Raw genomic sequence first — 22,123 nt, 5'->3', positions numbered from 1 at the left:
TGTTGTAACAATATCTATTACACTTCTAAAGTGAAATGATTTTATCAAGGAAGAAGATGATCAGATTGAAAAACGAATTTAAGCCTTTGTTTGAACCATTTACGTTTCCAGGAGGCGCCTCTATTGATGGCCGGTTAGTGGTTGCTCCAATGACACACTTTGGTTCTCATGACGACGGCACCATTTCAAAAGACGAAATTGACTTCATTACAGCTAGATCAAGTGAAATGGGCATGGTGATTACAGCATGTGCGAATGTGACTCCAGATGGGAAGGCATTTGAAGGACAGCCTTCTATCGCAAGAGATGAAGATATACCAGGCCTGAAAAAACTGGCTGCAGCTATCCAGGCAAAAGGAACAAAAGCCATTATTCAAATTCATCACGGCGGCTCTCAGGCCCTCCCTCATTTAGTTCCAAACGGTGATGTGGTTGCGCCAAGTGATGTGTTTAAAGATGGAAAACAAATTGCACGCGCTTTAAAAGAAGAGGAAATTACGCATATTATCGACTCCTTTAAAGAAGCGACAAGACGAGCGGTTCAAGCAGGGTTTGACGGTGTGGAAATCCACGGAGCAAACGGTTATTTATTACAGCAATTTTACTCACCGCATAGCAATCAGCGTACAGATCAATGGGGAGGAAATGAAGAGAAACGTCTAGCTTTCCCTATTGCTGTTGTAGATGCAGTTAAAGAGGCCATTAAAGAACATGCGGCTAAACCGTTTATCTTTGGATACCGATTATCTCCTGAAGAACCAGAAACACCTGGTTTAACAATGACAGAGACGTTTACATTAGTGGATGTTCTCAAAACAAAAAGCCTCGATTATTTGCATATCTCTTTAATGGAGATTGGCTCTAAAGCAAGACGAGGCGCAGATTCTAATAAAACACGTATGGAACTGCTAAAAGAACGCTGCGGCGATGCTCTTCCGCTTATTGGAGTAGGCAGCGTCATTACAGCTGAAGATGCACTCCATGCTTACAATCAAGGAATTCCACTCATCGCTGTCGCACGAGAGCTGATCGTCGACCCAGATTGGGCAAAGAAAATTAAAGAAGGCAGAGAACAAGAAATTGAAACCGTCATTAAACGCAGCCAAAAAGACAAGTATCTCATTCCAGAAGGATTGTGGTCTGTCATGGAAGCGAGTCAAGGCTGGGTTCCGATGGAGGATTAATGTCCTCACCTCAATAAAAAACTACCCTATCAATGGGTAGTTTTTTTCATGAACTATTTCATTTTCACTGTAAAGAGCTTGGACGTCTGCTTTTCTACAGAGCCTTTTGGTTCTTTATCAAGTCGTTCGATAAGGTCACCATTCATAATCACAATCGGTGTCACTGTACTTGACGCTTTCTCTTCAATCAGTTCTAAATCACACGTAATAAGAGGATCCCCGATTTTCACCTTATCCCCTTCTTTCATGTGCGCTTCAAATCCTTCACCATTTAACCCAACTGTTTCAAGTCCGATATGAATCAGAAGCTCAAGCCCCGAGAGTGTTCGAATGCCAATTGCATGTTTTGTATGGAAGAGCTGAATGATTTCACCCTCTACTGGTGACACAATCGTCCCACTTTTTGGTTTTACTGCTACGCCGTCTCCCATCATCTTTTGAGAAAAGACTGGATCTGGTACATCAGTCATATCCATTAACTCTCCATCAACTGGAGAATAAATGACTTCTTCCTTTACATCATCTTGGTTTTTTCCGAAACCGAATAATTTTTTCAGCAATGTCAATTTGCTCCCTTCAAGCTTTGCTTCCTACATCTATTTCGTGTATGAAACTTTACGCCCATACACCTTGCTTCATTCAACACTATTTAATCATAATTTTTTCCTCTCATCAATTGATAACCGCCTGAGCCCCCTCTGCATAGGCTGTAGATGAGAGGTGATTCAGATGAAACATGAAGGCGAAAAAAAACATGAAATGCTGGCAAATGAAGATATGCTATATGAAGCGATTGAACAATTTTTTGCATCCTCCCCGTTTCACGAGATATTAAATAGTGCAGAGGCACTCATGACCACATCGCATTCACTTGCATCCATTACGACCGATGTGACAGAGGATGAACAAAATGTGTATATCGAGATTCATTTTCCAGACCATTTTGTCGAAGGAGACATTGCGCTAGAAGTAAAAGCCCAATATTTACACTTATCAGTGCAGGAAAAAATCAAAACGGATACGACTTCTTCGTATTCAAGCTTTACTAAAACCATTTTAATGCCGGCAAAAATAGATGAGACAAAAATGAAGAGTGTGTGGAAAGATCAATCGCTTCATGTGTCTGCGCCAAAGCAAACAACCCAATAGTTCAATCTATTGGGTTTAGCTATGCTTTAAAAATGCTTGTAAATCCTTTCGCCAATGAGCCTACTTGATTCATTGTACTCATCATTTGGCCAGCTGTATCAAACATTTTGTTAAAATCGTATTGCCCATTTGACTTTTTGAATTGTGACAGCACACTTTTAAATTGAGATGGCTGCTGTTTTTGCGGCCTTGGCAATGGATAAGGGTTCATAGGCGGCTGCATGGGCATCATGCCTGGAGGCGGCTGCATTTGGGGTGGATTCATCGCTTCGGGCGGCTTTAAAGGCGGCACGTTTTCTTGGTATCCATAAGGGGGCTGATAAACAGTAGATGGTGCCTGATTCATTCCCCCTCCACCTTGATACGGCGGCATGAAATAGTCTGGAGGCTGCGGAGGCTGCTGCTGCATCTCTGAATACGGAAAAGGCCTTTGCTTGAATTGATTGAATTCATAAGGCTGCTGGTTTGAATAAGGGAACATTTATCTCGCTCCTCTCGCTCTCAACACATATTGATGTCACTCATATATTATGACCAAGAGCAGAAGATGTGCCTAAAGAAGCCATAAGAAAAACGCAGCATCATGTCTTTAGCTGCGCTTTTTGATTTCTTCTATTAAAAGGTTCAGAGTGTAAACCACTGACTCAACTAAATTTTTCACACGGGGCGCGTGCTGTTTACCAAAATAAGATTGCAGGACAACCTCTTTACCATTTTCTTTTACGGCTTCAAGCTGTTCTTGGTGTAAATATCTAGGTTTGGCCTGCTCAATAAACGAGATCGCAGCGGTGAGCCACTCCTCCATTTTCTGATCAAATGTAACAACGGCCGGCTGAATATCCGTATAAAAATCATACGATGGGTACTCCTCTTCAGCCTTTCCCTTTTGGTACTGCTCATACGCTTCTTCGATCCATATTCTCAAGTTTTGTGTATGTTCAAGTAATGTTTGATTATCCAAAGTGTTCACCTCTATGAACCATCCTATCAAACGTTTACCTATTGCTCAAATAGAAAAGCTATCCGGCGTGATATGCCGGTCTTGCTGCCAGTTTATACTCGGCTGCATGAAGCTTCACTTCACAGTCCTTTACTTCTGATTCAAGCCGGTCAATTATTTGTTCTTGCTCTTCTATCGCTGCACGTTTCGTCTGCTTCACAGCAAGAGACAGCTCTTCCTCCACCGCATCAATTTTCCGCTCGATTTCCTCTAACAACTGCATAATGGATTCTTTTGATACAAATTCGCTCATCATCAGATTCCTCCTTTATTGTCTCTCGTTACATTCTCTTTTCTTTCTCCCCCTCCTTCACACATGACAAAACTAGAAGCAAATCGCCAATCTAAGTGTAGATGAGCGCTATTTCTTCCTTTTCGACAGATGCTTGTCCTTCTTTGTATGATTGCGTCCGATTGTGTAAATTCTAAGGACAAAAGGAGGTAGATTTCATGAAAAAGCAGCCAGCACCAAAAGAGCAAAAGCCAAAAGGGAAAGAAAACAGTCCAGATCAGCTGGATAAAAAGCTCGGCGGTCCTAATCGTCCATCAACGTAAAAAAAAGCAGGCACCCCCTGCTTTTTATTTATGCAAAAAATAGTGCTCTAATGAGAAAAGAAAACGAAGCTGTCTTTTTTTATGAAAATACCAGTCGGTCAGATCAATCTGCTTTGGCAGCGGCTCTGCCTCAAATAAAGATGGACTCAATTTCTTTTGAAACCAATCTTCCCTTAGATCGTCTAATGAATGTGTCATCACCGGATAAACCGTCCGAAGAAAAGGTGTTGACCTTCTAGCGATCCCTAAAAACGGCTCAAAATCAAACCGAGACCCTGTATGCGGAACGGTATGCAAAAAATGATAAAAATCCGAAAACAAATCGGCTCGAAATAATAGTTTCGCTAGTTTTTTACCTAATGTAATGCGTTCCTTTACATTGGAAAACTTCCGTATGGTTAAACCGTACAAATGCCCGTCCACCGTTGGAAAAACAACGGTTTGGAAATGTCCCCACTCGCTGAAAAGATATTGAATCGAGTGAAAAACATTCTTTTTCAGAAGAGGATTTTGTATAATAGGAGATTGTATAGTATATTGTTCATTTATGATGAGTGCATAAAGCAGACGCTCTGTGTCACGCTTTAGCCAGAAACGTTCCCACTCAGCGCTCATAAAACGAGACACGGAGAAATAAGGCAGCAGATGAAACAAAGGTTTACTGCACCTTTTAGACCATTCATACAAAAGAAGCTGAGGGTAAGCATCCGAAAAGATCAGCCAATTCGCTCTTTCATATGCTGTGAAAAAAAGGTGCCCCTGCTGATCCGTTAAACCTGGATGGAAGAGCTCGCCCTTTAAATCCGTCATGGACCACCCAGCATTTCTCGAGACAAAGGAAGCGAGCAGCGACCATTTCATCTCTGGATGCCGGTCATAAAAGCGCTTGTAAGCATTTGTCCTCGTCAGGTTGTCTTTATTTTTTGCTTTCGTTTCACGCAAAATTTGCTGAGTGATGATGTGCTCTTCTTGGGACAACATGGTGATCTCTCCAATACAAAATGCATTAAAAGGAGGCTGAAACTTGATGATTCGGTATCCAAACGGAAAATCGTATCAGCCCATTCAACAAATTGGGACAAAAAAAAGAATCAGCGGCGAATCCTCTTATAGTAACCGCGGGATGACGCTTGAGGCTGATTTAAATGAAACAAACCAATACTATTTGGTCAACGGGATCGCAGTCATTCATAAAAAGCCTACCCCAGTTCAAATTGTGAATGTGGATTATCCAAAAAGAAGTGCTGCTGTCATTAAAGAAGCCTATTTTAAACAATCATCCACAACAGACTATAACGGGGTGTACAAAGGCCGCTATATCGATTTTGAAGCAAAGGAAACCAAAAGCACTACCTCGTTTCCGCTCAAAAATTTCCACGACCATCAAATTGAGCATATGAAACAGGTTGAAAAGCAAGACGGCATTTGTTTCGTTATTATATCCGCTTTTGGCTCCGTTTATTATTTGCCCGCTTCAGATCTCTTTTACTTCTGGGAGCGGCAGAAGAAAAACGGCCGTAAATCCATTAGCAAAGACGAATTAATGGAAGCTGGCCACATAATGACACTTGGATATTCGCCAAGAATTGATTATATTAAAGTAGTGGAGACACTTCATTTTTCGGATGAGAGCAAGCAGCAATTACGTTCGAAAAAGGTTTAACACGAAAGGTTGAGATGTGATGTCTGATCAATTTACAAGTCGTGAACAGCGACGTAAAGCAAGTCAAGAAAACAATAAGAAGCAAAAGAACAAAAAAGGCAAAAAGAAAGCAGGTCTATTTAAAAAAATATTTTTATCTTTACTCGTGATCGGTCTACTTTGTTTAGTTGCCGGAATCACAACTTTTGCCGTTTTTGCATCAAGCGCTCCTTCTATTGATGATAGTAAGCTTAAAACACCATACTCTTCAAAGCTTTATGATAAAGACAAGAAAGTGTTTGCAGAAGTTGGTGCAGAAAAAAGAACATATGTCTCGATAAAAGATATACCCGATGTGGTAAAAGACGCGTTTATTGCGACTGAGGATGCACGTTTTTATAAGCACCACGGGATTGATCCAATCCGTATCGGCGGTGCACTTGTCGCAAACGTTGAGGACGGCTTTGGTGCTGAAGGCGGAAGTACAATTACACAGCAGGTTGTGAAAAACTCCCTCCTAAGCAATCAAAAGACGTTAAAACGGAAAGTACAGGAAGTATGGCTCTCGATTCAGCTTGAGCAAAAATACTCTAAAGATGAAATTTTAGAAATGTATTTAAACCGTATTTTCTTCTCTCCTTATGCTTATGGTGTTGGAAAAGCAGCTGAACAATTTTTTGGAGTGACAGATTTAAATAAACTAACCGTTGCACAGGCTGCCACACTTGCAGGTATGCCGCAGAGTCCTTCTGCCTATAACCCAGTGAAACATCCCGAGGCAGCGGAAAAACGCCGTAATATCGTTTTAAGCCTTATGAAAAAACAAGGCTACATTTCAGAAAAAGAATATGACGTTGCAAAAGCAACCCCTGTCAGTAAGACAGTTGTTTCAGCTAGTAAATATAAGAGCCAAAACTCTAGTAAGTACTCTGCCTACATTGAAGAAGTGATGGAAGAAGTACAGAAAAAAGCCAAAGTGGATGCATCAACTGATGGATTAAAAATCTATACATCACTTGATCGAAAAGCACAGGATCACTTAGATGATATCATCAATGGAGATTCAGTTGGATTTACGAAAGGGATGCAGGCGGGTGTCACCCTGCTTGATACGAAAAATGGTGAAATACGCGCCATTGGCGGTGGACGTGATGTTCCAGCCGGCGGCTTTAACTATGCGACGGATGCAAAACGCCAGCCAGGGTCCACAATCAAACCGATCTTAGACTACGGGCCAGTCATTGAAAACAAAAAATGGTCAACATATCAGCAAATTGATGATGCACCGTATACGTACTCGGATGGTACACCGATTAACAACTTTGACAGAAGACATTTAGGTAAAATGTCGATGAGAAGCGCTTTGGCACAATCGCGTAACATCCCTGCACTTAAAGCATTCCAAGAAGCTGGTTCAGCCAATGCCGCTCAATTTGCTAATAATTTAGGCATGGACTTACCTTCTGATATTCCAGAATCTTATTCAATTGGTGGATTTGAAGATGGTGTGTCTTCATTAAAAATGGCAGGTGCATTTAGTGCGTTCGGCAATAACGGATACTATAATGAACCGCACGCTGTCACATCTGTTGAATTTAATGACGGGACAAAGCTTGACCTTACGCCGGACTCAAAAGCAGCAATGAGTGATTACACAGCATTTATGATTACAGATATGCTGAAAACTGCTGTCCAATCTGGAACTGGTACACTTGCACAAGTACCGAACGTTCAAGTAGCTGGTAAAACAGGTACAACGAACTTTACACAAGATGATATTAATAAACACAATATTCCTTCTGGCGGTGCGAAAGATTCGTGGTTTGTCGGTTATACGCCGCAATATACAGCGGCCGTTTGGACTGGAATCGGTAATTCAAAAGATGCAGACGGCAAAATATGGCTGAATGATTACGAGCAGCGTGTTGCCAAAGTCGTCTTCCAGCGATTAATCTCTCAAATTGATGATGGAAGCGGATCGTTTGAAAAACCAGACAGTGTCGTTGAAGCAACGGTTGAAAAAGGATCGGATCCAGCGAAATTAGCCGGACCGAATACACCAAGTGACAAGAAGACAACAGAATACTTTGTTAAAGGAACGGTTCCAACAAAAGTGTCTGACACATACGAGAAAAAAGAAGCCGATAAGCCTTCTGATTTAAAAGCGGTGTATGATGAAGAGAAAAAATCCATCACACTGACTTGGGGCTATTCTGACGACGCTGATGCTACATTTAATGTCAAGCAAGCGGTTGATAATGGCGGCTATAAAGAGATTCAAAACAGCTCTGCTAAAGAAGCGGTCATCTCTGATGTGAAGCCTGGCTCCACATATAAATTCCAAGTGACAGCCACTGTAGATGATGTCACAAGTAAAGCGGCTTCTACCTTCCTCACCATTAAGGATGACGCAGATGAGGAAGAAAAAGCGGATGATGAGAATAAAGAAGAAGAAGAACCGCAGCAGCCTGACGACGAGCAGACAGACCAAACAGACGATAACAAAAATCAGCCCCCTGGCACTGATGAGCAAAAGCCTGATGACAAAAAAGATCAAGATCAAAATAAAGATCAGGACCAAGGCGGAAATACAGAGAACGGAAATAATGGTTCTTCAGATGATGGCTCAGACAGTACAAATGGGAACAGCAACTCGCAAACTGATAATAAAGATAAAAAGAAAGATGATGAGAAAGCCAACTCTCAAAGTTCCAATTCGCAATCAAATGCTACTTCTCGAAAAGAAGATGAATAATGAAAAAGCACTTGCCTCCTATGGCAAGTGCTTTTTTAACGCTGCTGTCTGATTTTCTTAAGTGCTTCAAATTTTCCATACTGCTTTTTTAATTCCATGTATAGCTCGTCCAATTGAATAAAACAGTGATATTGAGTTGGTTTTAGCAAAATGAACTCTAAACGTTCCGTCCAATTAATCGGAGCAACAGGAAATGTCTCTTGCTTGATATGTTCCCATTCAAACGTTTGGACACTCTCCCCTTTGATCCAGTAAAACATCGCAATCATACTGACGATTCCTTGCAGCATATCATCTTCTTCACAGCGGGATTTTCTTGTTTGGAAACGAGGAAGCATTTTTTCTTTTAATTCGTCCCACAGCTCAAACATCACAGGAACAAATTCTTCAGTTTCCTGCCATGGAAGCTCGTCTGTTAAAGGTTCTGAAGATAGATCATATATGAGCGGATTGGCTCTCAGTATAGCTACTCGATCACCTTTAATCTCTACCTTTTTTTCTTTTAGCTTTTCGACATATGAGGTGAAAACAGCTGCCCCGCTCATGCCAGCTTCACCAATCCTTTTTTCAGCCTCTTCTGCCCTTCTCTGCACATATCAAGAAGTGGACACGATTCGCACTGCGGCCGCTGCGCCTTACAATGATATCTCCCAAAAAAGATCAGACGGTGATGCGTCACAGACCAATCTTCTTTTGGCACCTTTTTCATCAAGGTTTGCTCTACTTCAAGCACAGAATCCTTCCAGCGGCAGATGCCTAGACGCTTACTGACTCGTTCTACGTGTGTATCTACTGCTATTGCCGGTACACCAAAAGCGACCGAAACGACGACATTTGCTGTTTTCCGGCCAACCCCAGGAAGCTTAACAAGCTCATCCCGGTCCTTTGGTACTTCACCGCAATATTCTTCAATCAGCATTTTGCTCAACTTTTGAATGTTTTTAGCCTTATTTCGATAAAGACCAATCGAGCGAATATCTTGCTGCAGTTCTTCAAGCGGTACACTTAAATAGTCTTCTGGTGTTTTATATTTTTGAAATAACGTTTTGGTGACCTTGTTTACAAGCACGTCCGTACATTGAGCAGAGAGCGCAACAGCAATCACAAGCTCAAATGGGTTGGCATGAACAAGCTCACACTCAGCCTCTGGAAACATATCTCCTATAATATCTAAACACTCATTGATTTGTTTTTTTGATAACATGCCTTCTCCTTTATTGGTTATTGTTCCAGCCAATTATAAAAAGGAACTTGTCGTTTATAAGTAGACGTCTCTTCGTTTGAAGGTGGCGTTTTCTGCTGAGAACGGAAATGCTGGCTATGTTCTTTTGCTTCTTTCGCTGTTTTCAGCCCTTTCTTTTTCCACTCAAATAAAATTCGATCAATATAACGGAAATTTAATTTCCCTGATAAAACGGCTTCTCTTAGTGCTAGCCGAATCATCTCAGCATCATGATGGTCTTGATCCATCCAGATCGAAAGTGTTTCTCCTTCAAGAGGTGACAGCGGTCTGCCGAATTCATCTTCAAATAAAGCATATAAAGATTTTTCAGCCTGCACATGATGTTTTTGCGCTTCTTTCGCCTGTTTTGCTTCTAAAAAGTCATACAGTACGCCCCATAAAGGTTCTACTGAATAGCGGTCATGCTGAATACCAGACCTGTCTTCAAATGGCTGAATCGAGATAAACCCTTTTTGAATCAGATGCTGAACCATATACGCGCACTCTTCCGCTGAAATGGTCATGCCATGAGAAAGCTCTTCAAATGTTTGAAAGAAAACGCCTTGTTCTTCATTCATTTTAATCTTGAGCATCACCATCATCTGTGATTCATTCAGTCCTAACTGCTCATAATGAGCAATCAGCAAATTAGGCAAACTTGTCGACCCCATTTGCTGCATATTAATAAATTGCTGCCTATTCATCGGATACACCTCTTCACTTTAAGTATATCACGTTTTATTTCACGTGCCTCTCTAAAAAGACGTTTGAAAAAGCCTCCATTTGTTGGAGGCTTTCACGTCTTAAGGGTATAAACGGTTTAATAATCTTGGGAAAGGAATGGTTTCACGCACATGCGGCGCTCCGCTAATCCAAGCAACTGTACGTTCAAGTCCAAGACCAAAACCTGAATGCGGTACAGAACCGTATTGTCTTAATTCTGTATACCATTTGTAAGTTTCCTGATCAAGCCCATGTTCTTTCAATCTTGCTTCAAGAAGCTCTAAATCATGAACACGCTCAGAACCGCCAATAATCTCTCCGTAGCCTTCTGGTGCAATCAAGTCTGCACAAAGGACAACATCTTCACGATCCGGTGCTGGCTGCATATAAAACGGTTTTAATGATGTTGGGTAATGAGTAATAAACACTGGTTTATCATAGCTTTCGGCGATCGCAGTTTCGTGAGGCGCGCCGAAGTCATCTCCCCATTCGATATCATCAAAGCCTTTTTCCTGCAAGAATTTAATCGCTTCATCGTAAGTGATGCGCGGGAATGGTGCTTTGATGTTTTCTAATTTAGCTGTATCACGGCCTAATGTATGCAGCTCAACTTTACAGTTTTCAAGTACACTTTGAACAACATGAGACACATAATTTTCTTGATACTCAAGGTTTTCATTGAATTCGACAAAAGCCATCTCAGGCTCAATCATCCAAAACTCAATTAAATGACGTTTTGTTTTAGATTTTTCAGCTCTAAATGTTGGGCCAAATGAGAATACTTTTCCGAGTGCCATTGCTGCAGCTTCCATGTAAAGCTGGCCGCTTTGAGAAAGGTATGCATCTTCATCAAAATATTTCGTAGCAAACAGTTCCGTTGTGCCTTCAGGTGCACTTCCAGTTAAAATTGGCGGATCTACTTTCACGAAACCTTCTTGATGGAAGTATTCATATGTAGCACGAATAATTTCGTTACGGATTTTCATAATGGCATGCTGTTTTTTAGAACGAAGCCATAAATGACGGTGATCCATTAAGAATTCTGTTCCGTGCTCTTTTGGTGTAATTGGATAATCTGTCGCTTCATGAATCACTTCAATGGATTTCACTTGCAATTCAAAACCTAGCGGTGAACGCTCATCTTTTGTCACTTGACCTGTCACATAGACAGATGTTTCTTGAGTGACTGATTTCGCAAGCTTAAAGACTTCCTCTTCCACTTCTGCTTTTACTATGACTCCTTGAATAAAGCCTGTCCCGTCACGCAGCTGCAAAAATGCAATTTTTCCGCTTGAACGTTTATTGGCAATCCATGCGCCGATGGTTACTTCTTGATCGACGTGTTTGAACACTTGATTAATCGTTGTTTTCAACATAATTCCCTCCAAAGCCAGAAAGAAACTCACCTTTAGACAGGTGTGAATCTTTTTTCATACATTTTATTATAACCGTTCTAAATCAGCATGGTCAACGCAAGACAGGAGAAACTACGGTGTTAAATTTTTTTCGACGTGTCCTGTCGAGAAGTCGACATAGCTGAAGCTATATTGATTGTTTTCATTTAAGTATGTCACTTCCCAAAGAAGTACGTCACCTTCTCTTGCTAATTTGACTTCTTTTAGCTTAGAGACCGTGTTCTCCTTTTGAACGGCTTGTACTGCTTGATTCGAGGTAATGCCTTCTTTTGCTTTTTTTGCGATCACTTTTTCTTTTTTGCTGGCAGGAACCCAAACGTAGGTCGTTTCATTCTGTTTGTTTTTCCCTTCAACAATAAATTGTTTTTCTTTCCCGACAAAGGTTTCCACTTGCTCCACTTGTACGATGTTTGCTTGTTCTTTTGCTCGTTCGATCGCTGCTTCATGCCCTTGTTCTCTTTGTCCCATGGCAATTTGATAAATCCACGTAAAGCTGATGATGCCAATAAGCAGAACGAGAGCCACTACAGATGAAATAATCCAGACTATTTTTTTCATGTCAAGCTTCCCCTATGTGCGATATATCGTAAATACCGCTTGATTTTGGTCTTCTTGATCTAATGCTAATCCAAACATGAGATCTTCTCTTTTAAGCGTTCTGTTCAATAAGTCAACGATTTTGTATAGGTCTTCTGAATGCTTAATTTGAACAGTTGAAAGTACCTCTATTTTACTTTCCACTTCTAATTCCTCCTCGGTACGTAAATATTGTTAGACATACTTTTCTGCACAGGAACCGATACTATTTTTACAACGGAACACAAAAAGCCGTTACGATAAATTAACTCCAAACCCACACCAGCTAAAGGCCGCTTATGACAGCGGCTTTTCGTTGTTAAGGTTTTCTATATACGCCTCAAGTGACTCTTTTGACATCTCGTGAACCGGCGCATGAGGGAGTGATTCTAAAAATAGTTTTCCATATGAAGCTGTTTTCACTCGGCGGTCTAAAATTAGCAATGTGCCTATGTCTTTTTCAGAGCGCAGCAAGCGTCCAGCTCCTTGCTTAAAGGTTAACACAGCTTCTGGTAAAGCGACGGCTTTAAACGGATTTTTCCCTTGTTTTTTAGCTGCATCACATTTGGCTTCAATGAGCGGAGAATCAGGCGGCCTGAACGGAAGACGTGCCATGATGACTGTTGTCAGCTCTGAGCCCGGAAAATCAACACCTTCCCAAAAACTACCCGTACCAAGTAAAATGGCCTGTTTTGCTAATTTGAACATTTTCGTTAATTTTACGGGGCTTCCGCCTGTCAGACCTTGAGCAAAAAGGGCTGACTGCATCCCTTCTGTTTTTAGCTCTTCATAGACTGCTTTTAACATCTCATGTGAATTAAACAAAACCAATATTTTTGCATGCTGCTGCTTTTCCATAACCTTAATATATTGCGCAGCCTGCTTTACATAATCTCGTTCATCACGGTTCGTAATCGGCGGCATGTCTGCTGGAACAATGACCTTAAGCTGTTTTTCAAGTTCGAAAGGTGAATCAATTTGCACAAGATGAGGGTAAAAATCTTGCAGGCCAAACCGTTCCAAGCAATAATCAAAGCGGTGATTGATGGTGAGTGTCCCTGATGTGAGGACAACACTCTTTTTGTTCATAAAGAAACGATCAGCCAAAAGCTCCCCAGTATCTAACGGCTGTGCATGCATAAAGACTGCGTTTTTGGCACCTTTTGCATCAATTTCAATCCAAACCGTTTCATCGTTTTTCGGTTCAAAGATAAATCGGTACAGTGTACTGCAAAAAGTATGCATAAACGACATGACTTGGTCGTATTCCTCTGCTTCAAAGGCAAAGTGTCCTGTCAGCTGATCACTTTTTTGAAGAAGCTCACTTTTTTGCTGTTCATACAGCTTCTCACAAGCAATTAACAAGGAACAAAGCTTACTTGCCGTTTCTTTAATCCGTTTCCACTGAGCATGCTTTGAATGATGACGTACTCTATGAATGAGACGATTGATGTCGGCTTTTGGTTTTGTCCTTTTCACAAATGAATGGACGGTGCTAAAGAAAGCGTCACTTTCCATTTGAAGCTGATTGAGATACTCATCCATTTCAATAAAGGTGTCTGTCTGTAACCCTGCATGATGAAATCTCTTTTTCAGTTTCTTTAACAGTCCGCCTTGCAAGGAGCCAAGCTGCGTTAATTTCGCGTGAAGCTGGATATAAGACGCACTATCCCCTAGTGTTTCATTTGCTGTTTTCTCAAATTGATGGGCTTCGTCTATCACATATACGTCAGCATGCTGAAAGATAGACGATGCCTCCGTTTGTGATAAGAGCAGACGATGATTCGTTAAAATTAAATCAGCTGTTTTTGCCCTTTTTTTGGCGCGCTCATAAAAGCAATACTCTTTAAAACGGCGCTTTTTCGATGTAAACGGCATATGCACACAGGAAATGCGGTCTTTTATATTGGCAGCTCCTGACGGTAAATTCAGTTCAGATAAATCACCTGTTTCTGTTACAAGGAGCCACATTAAAATTTGCGCCTTCGTTAAGACGACATCATAGTTATCATCTTCCTCATGAAGCACATGCTCAAACTTATCTAAACAAATATAATGCGCCCGGCCTTTAAATACACAGGCAGCAGGCTCAAACGGGAGCAATTGATTCAACATCGGCACATCGCGCTGAAGCATTTGCTGCTGCAAAAGTATGGAATATGTACTAATAATGACAGGTTTTCCTGATTTCCTCGCTTCTAGAGCAGCTGGGATGAGGTAAGCGAGCGTTTTCCCAATACCCGGTGCCGCTTCAATTAATGCATAGGCTCTTTCATGAAACACGTCTCTCACTTTATTCATCATCGTAAGCTGGCCTTCTCTTACCTCATAGCCTTCTACCGTTTGCGGAAGCTTCTTTTTGATCTCCTCAAACAGCTGTTCATCATCTTCACCTACTGAATGTGTCGCCCTACTGATAGGATTGGTGACATCTTTTACAGCAAAAGAGCCGACTTCCACCAAAGAATCTTCCAGGCTAGCATGGCTCGTTTCAAGCTGCTTAATTAAAAGTCCTATATCACTTAGGAGATAAGAGGATAATCTGCGCAGCTGCTTCAGCACATTTTTCGGTGTAAGTTTTAATTGATGTAATAAAGTTAAAAATAACATGGCAGTAACTTCCGCATCACTATCCGCCCTATGCGGGTGGTCATGTGGAAGCATGAGCTCTTCACTTAATTCAGTGAGCTTATAACCTTCAAGCTCAGGATAAAGAATTCTAGAGATCTCAACTGTATCAATTGCTAGCACATCCAGCTCATGTTTCCCGCATGCTTTTAGTTCATCATTTAAAAAATTCAAGTCAAAATGAACATTGTGCGCAACAAAATAAGCACCCTGTATGAGATCATATACCTCTTGGGCAATGTCCTCAAAAAACACCGCATCGTCAACCATGTGCTGCTGAATGCCTGTCAGCTGTTCAATAAATCCAGGGATTGCTTTTCCCGGGTTCACATATTTTGAATACCGTTCGACAATTTGTCCATTTTCAATGACCACCGCAGCTATTTGAATGATTTTATCACCCTTTTTAGGTGAATTTCCGGTGGTTTCAATATCAACGACAACAAACCTTTGATCGGTCATAAAATGGACACCTCAATTCCTCGTTTCACCCTGAAGTGAAACACGCTCTGGACAAAATAGATGAAACAGAACAGCCTCTCTTCCTGAAACTGTTCTGTTTCCACGGAGCCTGCGTTATAAAATCGTTCTCGCAGGCTCTTGCCCAATCATTTGTTCAATTTGATTTTGTTTATTTAACACGACCACTTTTGGTGTATGTGTCTTAGCTTCTTCTTCTGACAGCATCCCATAAGCGATAATAATGACTTCATCCCCTGGCTGAACGAGTCTCGCCGCCGCACCATTTAGACAAATGACACCGCTCTTTCTTTCGCCGGGAATAATATATGTTTCAAGTCTCGCGCCATTATGATTATTGACAATTTGTACTTTCTCATTTGCCATCATACCTGCCGCATCAAGTAAATCTTCGTCAATTGTGATACTTCCTACATAATGTAAGTTTGCTTCTGTTACCGTTGCTTTATGAAGCTTAGATGTCATAAAGGTTCTATACATGTTTTTCACCGCTTTCAGGAACATGGAAAATCACATTATCAATCAGTCTTGCCCGTGAAAATTTCACCGCAACCGCCATAATGACTTGACCTGCCAATTGCTCCAGCGGCTCAAGTTCTGGATATGAGTAAATCTCAATATAATCAATTTCTCCGCACGTCTGAACAAGTTCCTCTTCAATCAGCTGATATACACGACTGACATCACGTTCACCCTTTTCAACAGCTGACCGGCCTTTTTTTAATGCGCGGTATAAAGCGGGTGCTTCTTGTCTTTCTTTTTCTGACAAGTACACATTTCTTGAGCTTTTCGCTAAGCCGTCTTCTTCTCTGACTGTTGGTACAGATACAAGGTGAAGATCAAAAAAGAAATCCTTGATCATCGCATCGATCACAGCGACTTGCTGTGCATCCTTTAGTCCAAAGTAGACATTTGTTGGTGACACAAGATGAAACAGCTTTGTGAGCACAGTGACAACGCCGTCAAAATGTCCTGGACGTTTTTTTCCGCATAAGACATCCGTCCGCTTTTGAACCGTCATCGTAATAGATGGTTCATTTTGGTACATTTCCTTCACATCAGGTGTAAATAAAATATCCACCCCTGCTGCTTCTGCAAGACGCTGGTCTCTTTCCATATCCCTTGGATAGGATTCAAAGTCTTCATTTGGTCCGAATTGCAACGGATTGACAAAAATACTCATCACGACAATGTCATTTTGTCCTCTTGCCTCTTTCGCAAGCGTCAGATGTCCTTCATGAAGAAAGCCCATCGTTGGGACAAAGCCGATTGAATGCTGGTTTTCTTGATGCTGCTTGATTAATTCTTTTAGCTCGTGAATATGGGAGACAACGTTCATTTTTTGATTCCCCCATATAAGCCATCAAGGACTTCTTCTTTGATATGAAACGTGTGCATGTCCTCTGGAAATGTGCGTGCTTTTACTTCTTTCGTATATTGAATGAGCGCTTCTTCTAAAACAGTATCAATTTGCGCGTATTGTTTCACAAACTTAGGTGTTCTAGATACCCCGTATCCTACCACATCATGGTAAACGAGAACTTGTCCGTCTGCCTCAGCTCCTGCACCAATTCCGATCACAGGAATCTTCAGCATATCGGTAATTCGTTTTGTCAGTTCGCCAGGTACGCATTCCAGCACAAGAGCGATTGCACCGGCTTCCTCACATTTCAAGCTGTCTTCAATCAACTTTTGAGCACTTTCGTGGTCTTTTCCTTGCACTTTATACCCGCCAAGTACACCAACTGATTGAGGTGTGAGGCCTAAATGACTGACGACAGGAATTCCGCCTCTTGTTAGAGCTTGAATGGATTCAAATACTCCATCTCCGCCTTCTAGCTTTAGGGCATCGGCACCACTTTCTTGCATGATGCGTGCTGCATTTTTCATTGTTTCTTCTAACGAATAATGGTAAGACATAAATGGCATATCAGTCACAACAAATGTGTCCTTTGCGCCTCTTTTCACTGCTTTTGTGTGATGGATCATGTCATCCATCGTGACTTGAACTGTGGAATCTAGTCCAAGTACAACCATCCCAAGTGAATCACCAACTAAGATCATGTCGACTTCCGCTTTTTCCGCTTGCTTTGCAGCTGGATAGTCGTATGCGGTCAGCATCACAATAGGTTCGTTTTGTTCTTTCATTTTGAAAAAATCTAGCTTTGTCTTCATTTGTTCCTCCTCATTCTGGAGAGGAGATGGCTTGCCTCACATCACATGCTTTGATTTCTCATGTGCGGCGAATCATCCCTCTGTCCAAGTCCCTTAGGATCAAGGCAGAAATTTATCGAATTTTTCTTCCTAACAGGTACAGTTCTTTGCAGATACTGCCCACACGAAGTATATCAAAAATGTGCCGGGTGTTCCACTCAAGTTGACTTGATCTCAATGTCTGCGGAGTAGATTTTTTGGATACCGTCCTCCGTTTCAAGCAATAACACACCTTCTTCATTGATGCCAAGCGCCTTCCCCGTATATTGCCCATTGACGGTGCGGGCAACAATATGTTGACCGATCGTCATCGCAAACGATTCCCATAATTGTTTAATCGGCGCAAATCCTTGCTTCATGTAATCGTCATACCTTTTCTCAAAAGTGGACATCATCTGTTGTATGAGTGCAGCCCGATCCACTTTTTCATTCAGTTCCATTCGCAGACTTGTGGCGACATCCTTTAGTTCATCTGGGAAGTCATCAGCTGTTTGGTTCACATTAATGCCCGGCCCAATGATGACCGCATGAACCTGGTCAGCTTCTGCTTTTAATTCCGTCAGAATGCCAACGACCTTTTTTCCATTCAACAAAATATCGTTTGGCCATTTAATAGATGGATTGAGTCCCGTTTGCTGCGCAATCGCTTCTGCGATGGCTACAGATGCCAAAAGCGTCATTTGCGGCGCTTTATGCAGCGGGATCTCAGGCCGGAGAATAAGACTCATCCAAATGCCTGTCCCGTATGGTGAATGCCACGTTCTTTGAAGACGCCCTTTTCCGTTTGTCTGATGATCACTGACAACGATTGTGCCGTGGGGCGCACCTTCATTGACAAGATCATGGGCAATCAGCTGAGTTGAAGCGACTTCTTTCTGAAAGTAAATATGCCTGCCGAAGCTCTCTGTTTCCAGACCAAACAGAATTTCGTCCTCACTAATTTTGTCCGGTTTACGAAGCAGACGGTATCCTTTTCTTCTAACTGCTTCTACCTCATACCCCTCTTTTCGCAAGTCCTCCATATGCTTCCACACAGCTGTTCGGGAGCAGCCAAGTTCATCACAAATCTGCTGACTTGAGACAAAATCCTGGCTGGATGCTGTAAATAGTTCAATTAATCGTTTTCTAATTGCGGATCGCATGCTTTAAGCCACTCCTCTATGGCTTCTTTTCGGTTTTCTAAACGGTTTTGCAAAACGGCTTTTTTCACAAAATTGAGCTCCTCTGCAATCCATTTCCCAGACGACTTTTGCCGAAATGCCATTAAATCTTTTCCTGAAACAGCGAGGTCTTGGAGCTTTTTAATCGGCAGTGCATCATAAGAACGCTTCGCTGCCTCCAGCTCATCAAAGAAAATGCGGCGCTCATGTTTTAGCTGTGTGATCTTCAAACTAGATAAGAGCACGTGTTCACCAGCTTCAAACATGTTTTCCGCATCCCAGTCACAATCAACGTATTTACTAATGGCTACTGCTTCTTTCAAAAGCTTGGTTGACAGCTTCCATTCTTTTAAGAAGGCCGCAGCCTCCGCTTCATCTAGGCCGAGCAAATGGATGCAAGCCCCCCATACCTCTTCTAGTCCATCCAGTAAGTAATATGGAAAGGCTTGAAAGGATTCATGAAGACGCTCCTCTTTGAGACCTGGCAATTCTTCATGTAATTTGGTTGAAATGAGTACTTGAATGGCCTGCTCACAATGACGGCCTTTTAAAAGCTTCTCCATTTCAATCTTTTTGCGCTCAACTGATATGTTGGCAAGCAGATGCTTATCCTTTTTCATAGCTTCAGCCGTTTCATCAGCGAGTTCAAAGCCAAGCTGGCTTAAAAAACGGACAGCTCTCATCATGCGAAGCGCATCTTCTTGAAAGCGGCACGCAGGATCTCCAACAGTTTGAATTCGTTTCCGCTTAATATCCTGTTTACCACCTACATGATCAATAATTTCCCCATTTATATCCATGGCCATCGCATTAATCGTTAAATCTCTTCTTAAAAGATCTTCCTTAAGCGACGTGATAAACGCCACTTCTTTCGGTCTGCGAAAATCTTCATATTCTGATTCCGTTCGAAACGTCGTGACCTCATAGCTGACACCATCATGCAACACAATGACAGTGCCATGCTCCTTACCGACATCTACTGTTTTTTCAAATAAAGACTCAACCTTATCAGGTGTTGCATCTGTCGCAATATCGATATCACCGATTTCCCGTCCTAATAGAACATCTCTCACCGCTCCGCCGACAAAGTAAGCCTGATGCCCATGTTCGTGCAGTGTATGTAATATAGGGATCGCATGTGTGAATGGTTCATTCATCTTCATCATCACCTTCGATCAATTCTAGGTAAAGCTTCTCATATTCACTCACAATCTTATCAGAGGAGAAATGAGCCTGAACACTAGACTGAGCTGCCGCTGACACTTTTTCATGAAGCGCTTCGTCTTTCAGCAGAGACACTGCGTGCTTTGCTGCTCCGTCTATATCGCCGAGCGAGACAAGAAACCCCGTTTCTCCATGTGTAATGACCTCTGGAATACCGCCGACATCCGTACCGATACAAGGGACACCGCACGCCATTGCTTCAAGAAGCACAAGCCCAAAGCTCTCCTTCTCTGAAAGAAGCAGCTTCAAATCACTTATTGAATATAGCTCCTCAACCTTCTCTTGCTTGCCTAAAAACAATACTCGGTCTGTTAGTCCTAATTTTTTCACGAGTTCGCATACAACCGATTTCTCAGGACCATCACCAATGAGCAGCAGCTTTGCCTGCACCTGTTCAGCAATCTTTTGAAACACATGAATCACATCATGCACCCGTTTCACCTTTCGAAAGTTTGAAACATGGATGATGACCTTTTCGTTCGGTAAAAGACCATAATGTGTCTTTAGCAAATCGTGATCTTCACGCAAATACACCCGTTCATCAACAAAATTATGAATCGTATCAATCTTTTTATCAGGTTTGATGAGATCGTATGTCTGCGCAGCTAATGAATGCGACACCGCTGTTACGCGGTCCGATGATTCGATGGCGAACCGGATCACTTCCTTTAATGATGGATCATAGCCTAAAACCGTAATATCCGTTCCATGAAGCGTCGTAACGACTTTCACAGAGTGTCCAGTCATTTGTTTGGCTAAGAACGCACAGACAGCGTGCGGGACTGCATAATGCGCGTGAATAATATCAAGCTTTTCTCGTTTTGCGACTTCTGCCAATTTACTTGCCAGCGCAAGGTCATAAGGCGGATATTGAAAAACTGCATATTGATTCACATCCACCTCATGAAAGTAAATATTCGGATATACTTTATTAAGCCTAAACGGAATGCTAGAGGTAATGAAATGAACATCGTGCCCTTTTTCAGCTAAACGTTTTCCAAGCTCCGTGGCTATAATGCCTGAGCCGCCGACACTTGGATAACAAGTAATTCCGACCTTCAGTTTTTTCATAATTACCCCCCAAGTAAGTCATCGTCCAACAAAAGTGGTTTCTTTGTGATAAACCCTTCTGCATAAGCTTTGTTGACTTCTCTTCCATACATAGACTCTCTCATTTTGACAAAATCAATATAACCGTTCACAAGAGGCGTCTCTACTGAGTTTGCCGATTTAACAAATTGGCTTTTATACGCATGCAAGCTATCAATTTTTTGGTGCATTTCCTCAGAAATATCGATCACAAAATCTGGACGATGGTGCCCATTAATCATGTAATAATACATTTGGCTTATTTTATGCGCTGGCTGCTTGTATGAATCTTCAAATTTATGTATACCTGCAGAAAAAGCGGCCTCTTCTACAAGTGAGCCCGCATGGCCATGATCTGGATGCCGATCTTGGTGGTACGGAGCGAAAATCAGTTTCGGTTTGTAAGTTCGAATCACGCCCGCAATTTCCTTCATCGCTTCATCATTTAGATACAGCCCTCTATCTGGCAGTGTGAGCTGGATTCTCGCTCTGACACCTAAAATAGCGGCGGCGGCTTTTGCTTCTTCTTTGCGGCTCTCTACTGTTCCATTTGAAGATAATTCGGCCTGGGTCAAGTCGCAAATCCCGACGCGCGCCCCTTTTTTTACGTATTTTGCAATCGTTCCGCCCATTCCGATCTCTACATCATCGCTATGGGCACCGAATGCAAGGATATCAAGTCGTTTCATTTGTTCCTCCGTTTTTTGCTACATCTCGAAAATCAAACGTACCTTTATTTAAATTCCTGACTAAAATTTCAGCAGTTCCCATATTGGTGGCTAATGGAATGGTATACACATCGCAAAGCCGGATGAGTGCAGATACATCCGGTTCATGCGGCTGCGCAGTTAGCGGGTCTCTAAAAAAGAGCACAAGATCCATTGCATTATCAGCAATTAAAGCACCGATCTGCTGATCTCCCCCAAGTGGTCCTGATTGGAAACGATGAATGGGAAGCCCCGTCGCTTCTTTCACTCTCAAGCCTGTTGTACCTGTTGCGTAAAGTGTATGATCTGCCAAAATATCACGGTACGCGGTGGCAAACTGAATCATGTCACTTTTTTTCTTATCATGAGCGATTAAAGCAATGTTCATCAGGAATCCACT

At 41.9% G+C, this 22,123-nt stretch carries 25 protein-coding genes; 5 read left to right on the top strand and 20 right to left on the bottom strand.

Features of this window, described 5'->3' with window-relative positions:
• Nucleotides 1–65 precede the first annotated feature (65 nt).
• Complete coding sequence (locus BAE31_RS17900) at nucleotides 66–1,184, top strand: NADH-dependent flavin oxidoreductase (protein ID WP_249895873.1); 1,119 nt, start codon at nucleotides 66–68, stop codon at nucleotides 1,182–1,184.
• 53 nt (nucleotides 1,185–1,237) lie between these two features.
• On the opposite strand, the gene BAE31_RS17895 is transcribed toward BAE31_RS17900, so the two are convergent.
• Complete coding sequence (locus BAE31_RS17895) at nucleotides 1,238–1,744, bottom strand: PTS sugar transporter subunit IIA (protein ID WP_024422767.1); 507 nt, start codon at nucleotides 1,742–1,744, stop codon at nucleotides 1,238–1,240.
• Nucleotides 1,745–1,913: 169 nt separating this feature from the next.
• On the opposite strand from BAE31_RS17895, the gene BAE31_RS17890 reads away from it, so the two are divergent.
• On the top strand, nucleotides 1,914–2,333 hold the full coding sequence (locus tag BAE31_RS17890; RefSeq protein WP_076841033.1) for an Hsp20/alpha crystallin family protein: 420 nt from the start codon (nucleotides 1,914–1,916) through the stop codon (nucleotides 2,331–2,333).
• A gap of 19 nt (nucleotides 2,334–2,352) precedes the next feature.
• Here BAE31_RS17890 and BAE31_RS17885 read toward each other — a convergent pair whose 3' ends face one another.
• The 3 genes from BAE31_RS17885 to BAE31_RS17875 form a co-directional block, all read right to left on the bottom strand.
• Nucleotides 2,353–2,814, bottom strand: a complete 462-nt coding sequence (locus BAE31_RS17885) for a YppG family protein (RefSeq protein ID WP_076841032.1) — start codon at nucleotides 2,812–2,814, stop codon at nucleotides 2,353–2,355.
• 108 nt (nucleotides 2,815–2,922) lie between these two features.
• Nucleotides 2,923–3,303, bottom strand: a complete 381-nt coding sequence (locus tag BAE31_RS17880; protein WP_224426683.1) for a YppE family protein — start codon at nucleotides 3,301–3,303, stop codon at nucleotides 2,923–2,925.
• Between the two features lie 49 nt (nucleotides 3,304–3,352).
• Nucleotides 3,353–3,586 carry a DUF5446 family protein gene (locus tag BAE31_RS17875; protein WP_223251001.1) on the bottom strand — a complete coding sequence of 78 codons (234 nt, stop codon included), beginning with the start codon at nucleotides 3,584–3,586 and terminating at the stop codon, nucleotides 3,353–3,355.
• A 197-nt stretch (nucleotides 3,587–3,783) separates the two neighbouring features.
• On the opposite strand from BAE31_RS17875, the gene sspM reads away from it, so the two are divergent.
• The gene (gene sspM, locus BAE31_RS17870; protein WP_024422772.1) at nucleotides 3,784–3,888 is read left to right on the top strand and encodes an acid-soluble spore protein SspM; all 105 of its coding nucleotides are present in this window, start codon (nucleotides 3,784–3,786) and stop codon (nucleotides 3,886–3,888) included.
• A gap of 24 nt (nucleotides 3,889–3,912) precedes the next feature.
• Here the strand turns inward: sspM and BAE31_RS17865 are convergent, their stop codons facing one another.
• Complete coding sequence (locus BAE31_RS17865; protein ID WP_041109590.1) at nucleotides 3,913–4,869, bottom strand: DUF2515 domain-containing protein; 957 nt, start codon at nucleotides 4,867–4,869, stop codon at nucleotides 3,913–3,915.
• A gap of 46 nt (nucleotides 4,870–4,915) precedes the next feature.
• Between BAE31_RS17865 and recU the strand changes: the two genes are divergently transcribed.
• Both recU and BAE31_RS17855 read left to right on the top strand, forming a co-directional pair.
• The gene (gene recU / locus BAE31_RS17860) at nucleotides 4,916–5,551 is read left to right on the top strand and encodes a Holliday junction resolvase RecU (protein WP_076841031.1); all 636 of its coding nucleotides are present in this window, start codon (nucleotides 4,916–4,918) and stop codon (nucleotides 5,549–5,551) included.
• Between the two features lie 19 nt (nucleotides 5,552–5,570).
• Entirely contained in the window at nucleotides 5,571–8,285 is a 2,715-nt protein-coding gene (locus tag BAE31_RS17855; protein ID WP_076841030.1) for a PBP1A family penicillin-binding protein, read from the top strand.
• A gap of 35 nt (nucleotides 8,286–8,320) precedes the next feature.
• Here BAE31_RS17855 and BAE31_RS17850 read toward each other — a convergent pair whose 3' ends face one another.
• The 15 genes from BAE31_RS17850 to mgsA all read right to left on the bottom strand — a co-directional run bounded on the left by BAE31_RS17850 (nucleotide 8,321) and on the right by mgsA (nucleotide 22,111).
• Nucleotides 8,321–8,830, bottom strand: coding sequence for a YpoC family protein (locus BAE31_RS17850; protein WP_076841029.1), 510 nt, complete (start codon nucleotides 8,828–8,830; stop codon nucleotides 8,321–8,323).
• Entirely contained in the window at nucleotides 8,827–9,489 is a 663-nt protein-coding gene (gene nth / locus BAE31_RS17845; RefSeq protein ID WP_076841028.1) for an endonuclease III, read from the bottom strand. Before nth ends, BAE31_RS17850 begins: the two co-directional genes overlap by 4 nt.
• Before the next feature lie 17 nt (nucleotides 9,490–9,506).
• A complete protein-coding gene (locus tag BAE31_RS17840) occupies nucleotides 9,507–10,211 on the bottom strand; it encodes a DnaD domain-containing protein (RefSeq protein WP_076841027.1) in 705 nt (234 codons plus the stop codon).
• Between the two features lie 99 nt (nucleotides 10,212–10,310).
• Nucleotides 10,311–11,603 carry an asparagine--tRNA ligase gene (gene asnS, locus BAE31_RS17835; protein WP_139336401.1) on the bottom strand — a complete coding sequence of 431 codons (1,293 nt, stop codon included), beginning with the start codon at nucleotides 11,601–11,603 and terminating at the stop codon, nucleotides 10,311–10,313.
• A gap of 114 nt (nucleotides 11,604–11,717) precedes the next feature.
• Nucleotides 11,718–12,203: a cell wall elongation/penicillin-binding protein regulator TseB gene (gene tseB, locus BAE31_RS17830; protein ID WP_024422779.1), complete on the bottom strand. Its 486-nt coding sequence runs from the start codon at nucleotides 12,201–12,203 to the stop codon at nucleotides 11,718–11,720.
• A 12-nt stretch (nucleotides 12,204–12,215) separates the two neighbouring features.
• Entirely contained in the window at nucleotides 12,216–12,386 is a 171-nt protein-coding gene (locus BAE31_RS17825) for a YpmA family protein (protein WP_065214698.1), read from the bottom strand.
• Between the two features lie 132 nt (nucleotides 12,387–12,518).
• Nucleotides 12,519–15,311 (bottom strand): ATP-dependent DNA helicase DinG, encoded by a 2,793-nt coding sequence (gene dinG / locus BAE31_RS17820; protein ID WP_076841025.1) that lies wholly within the window; start codon nucleotides 15,309–15,311, stop codon nucleotides 12,519–12,521.
• A 114-nt stretch (nucleotides 15,312–15,425) separates the two neighbouring features.
• The gene (panD, locus tag BAE31_RS17815) at nucleotides 15,426–15,809 is read right to left on the bottom strand and encodes an aspartate 1-decarboxylase (RefSeq protein ID WP_024422780.1); all 384 of its coding nucleotides are present in this window, start codon (nucleotides 15,807–15,809) and stop codon (nucleotides 15,426–15,428) included.
• Nucleotides 15,802–16,668, bottom strand: a complete 867-nt coding sequence (gene panC / locus BAE31_RS17810) for a pantoate--beta-alanine ligase (protein ID WP_076841024.1) — start codon at nucleotides 16,666–16,668, stop codon at nucleotides 15,802–15,804. The genes panD and panC overlap by 8 nt, the downstream gene beginning before the upstream one ends.
• The gene (gene panB, locus BAE31_RS17805) at nucleotides 16,665–17,504 is read right to left on the bottom strand and encodes a 3-methyl-2-oxobutanoate hydroxymethyltransferase (protein ID WP_024422781.1); all 840 of its coding nucleotides are present in this window, start codon (nucleotides 17,502–17,504) and stop codon (nucleotides 16,665–16,667) included. The genes panC and panB overlap by 4 nt, the downstream gene beginning before the upstream one ends.
• 197 nt (nucleotides 17,505–17,701) lie before the next feature.
• Nucleotides 17,702–18,685 (bottom strand): biotin--[acetyl-CoA-carboxylase] ligase, encoded by a 984-nt coding sequence (locus BAE31_RS17800; RefSeq protein WP_076841023.1) that lies wholly within the window; start codon nucleotides 18,683–18,685, stop codon nucleotides 17,702–17,704.
• A complete protein-coding gene (locus BAE31_RS17795; protein ID WP_076841022.1) occupies nucleotides 18,658–19,860 on the bottom strand; it encodes a CCA tRNA nucleotidyltransferase in 1,203 nt (400 codons plus the stop codon). The genes BAE31_RS17800 and BAE31_RS17795 overlap by 28 nt, the downstream gene beginning before the upstream one ends.
• Nucleotides 19,853–20,998, bottom strand: a complete 1,146-nt coding sequence (gene bshA, locus BAE31_RS17790) for an N-acetyl-alpha-D-glucosaminyl L-malate synthase BshA (protein ID WP_076841021.1) — start codon at nucleotides 20,996–20,998, stop codon at nucleotides 19,853–19,855. Before bshA ends, BAE31_RS17795 begins: the two co-directional genes overlap by 8 nt.
• A 2-nt stretch (nucleotides 20,999–21,000) precedes the next feature.
• On the bottom strand, nucleotides 21,001–21,705 hold the full coding sequence (gene bshB1, locus BAE31_RS17785; protein WP_024422785.1) for a bacillithiol biosynthesis deacetylase BshB1: 705 nt from the start codon (nucleotides 21,703–21,705) through the stop codon (nucleotides 21,001–21,003).
• Nucleotides 21,692–22,111: a methylglyoxal synthase gene (gene mgsA, locus BAE31_RS17780; RefSeq protein ID WP_034280445.1), complete on the bottom strand. Its 420-nt coding sequence runs from the start codon at nucleotides 22,109–22,111 to the stop codon at nucleotides 21,692–21,694. The genes bshB1 and mgsA overlap by 14 nt, the downstream gene beginning before the upstream one ends.
• Nucleotides 22,112–22,123: the final 12 nt, after the last annotated feature.

The organism is Bacillus sp. I-2, from assembly GCF_001974945.1.
Taxonomy (GTDB): domain Bacteria; phylum Bacillota; class Bacilli; order Bacillales; family Bacillaceae; genus Bacillus; species Bacillus safensis.
This window is presented reverse-complemented; position numbering and strand designations above follow the sequence as displayed.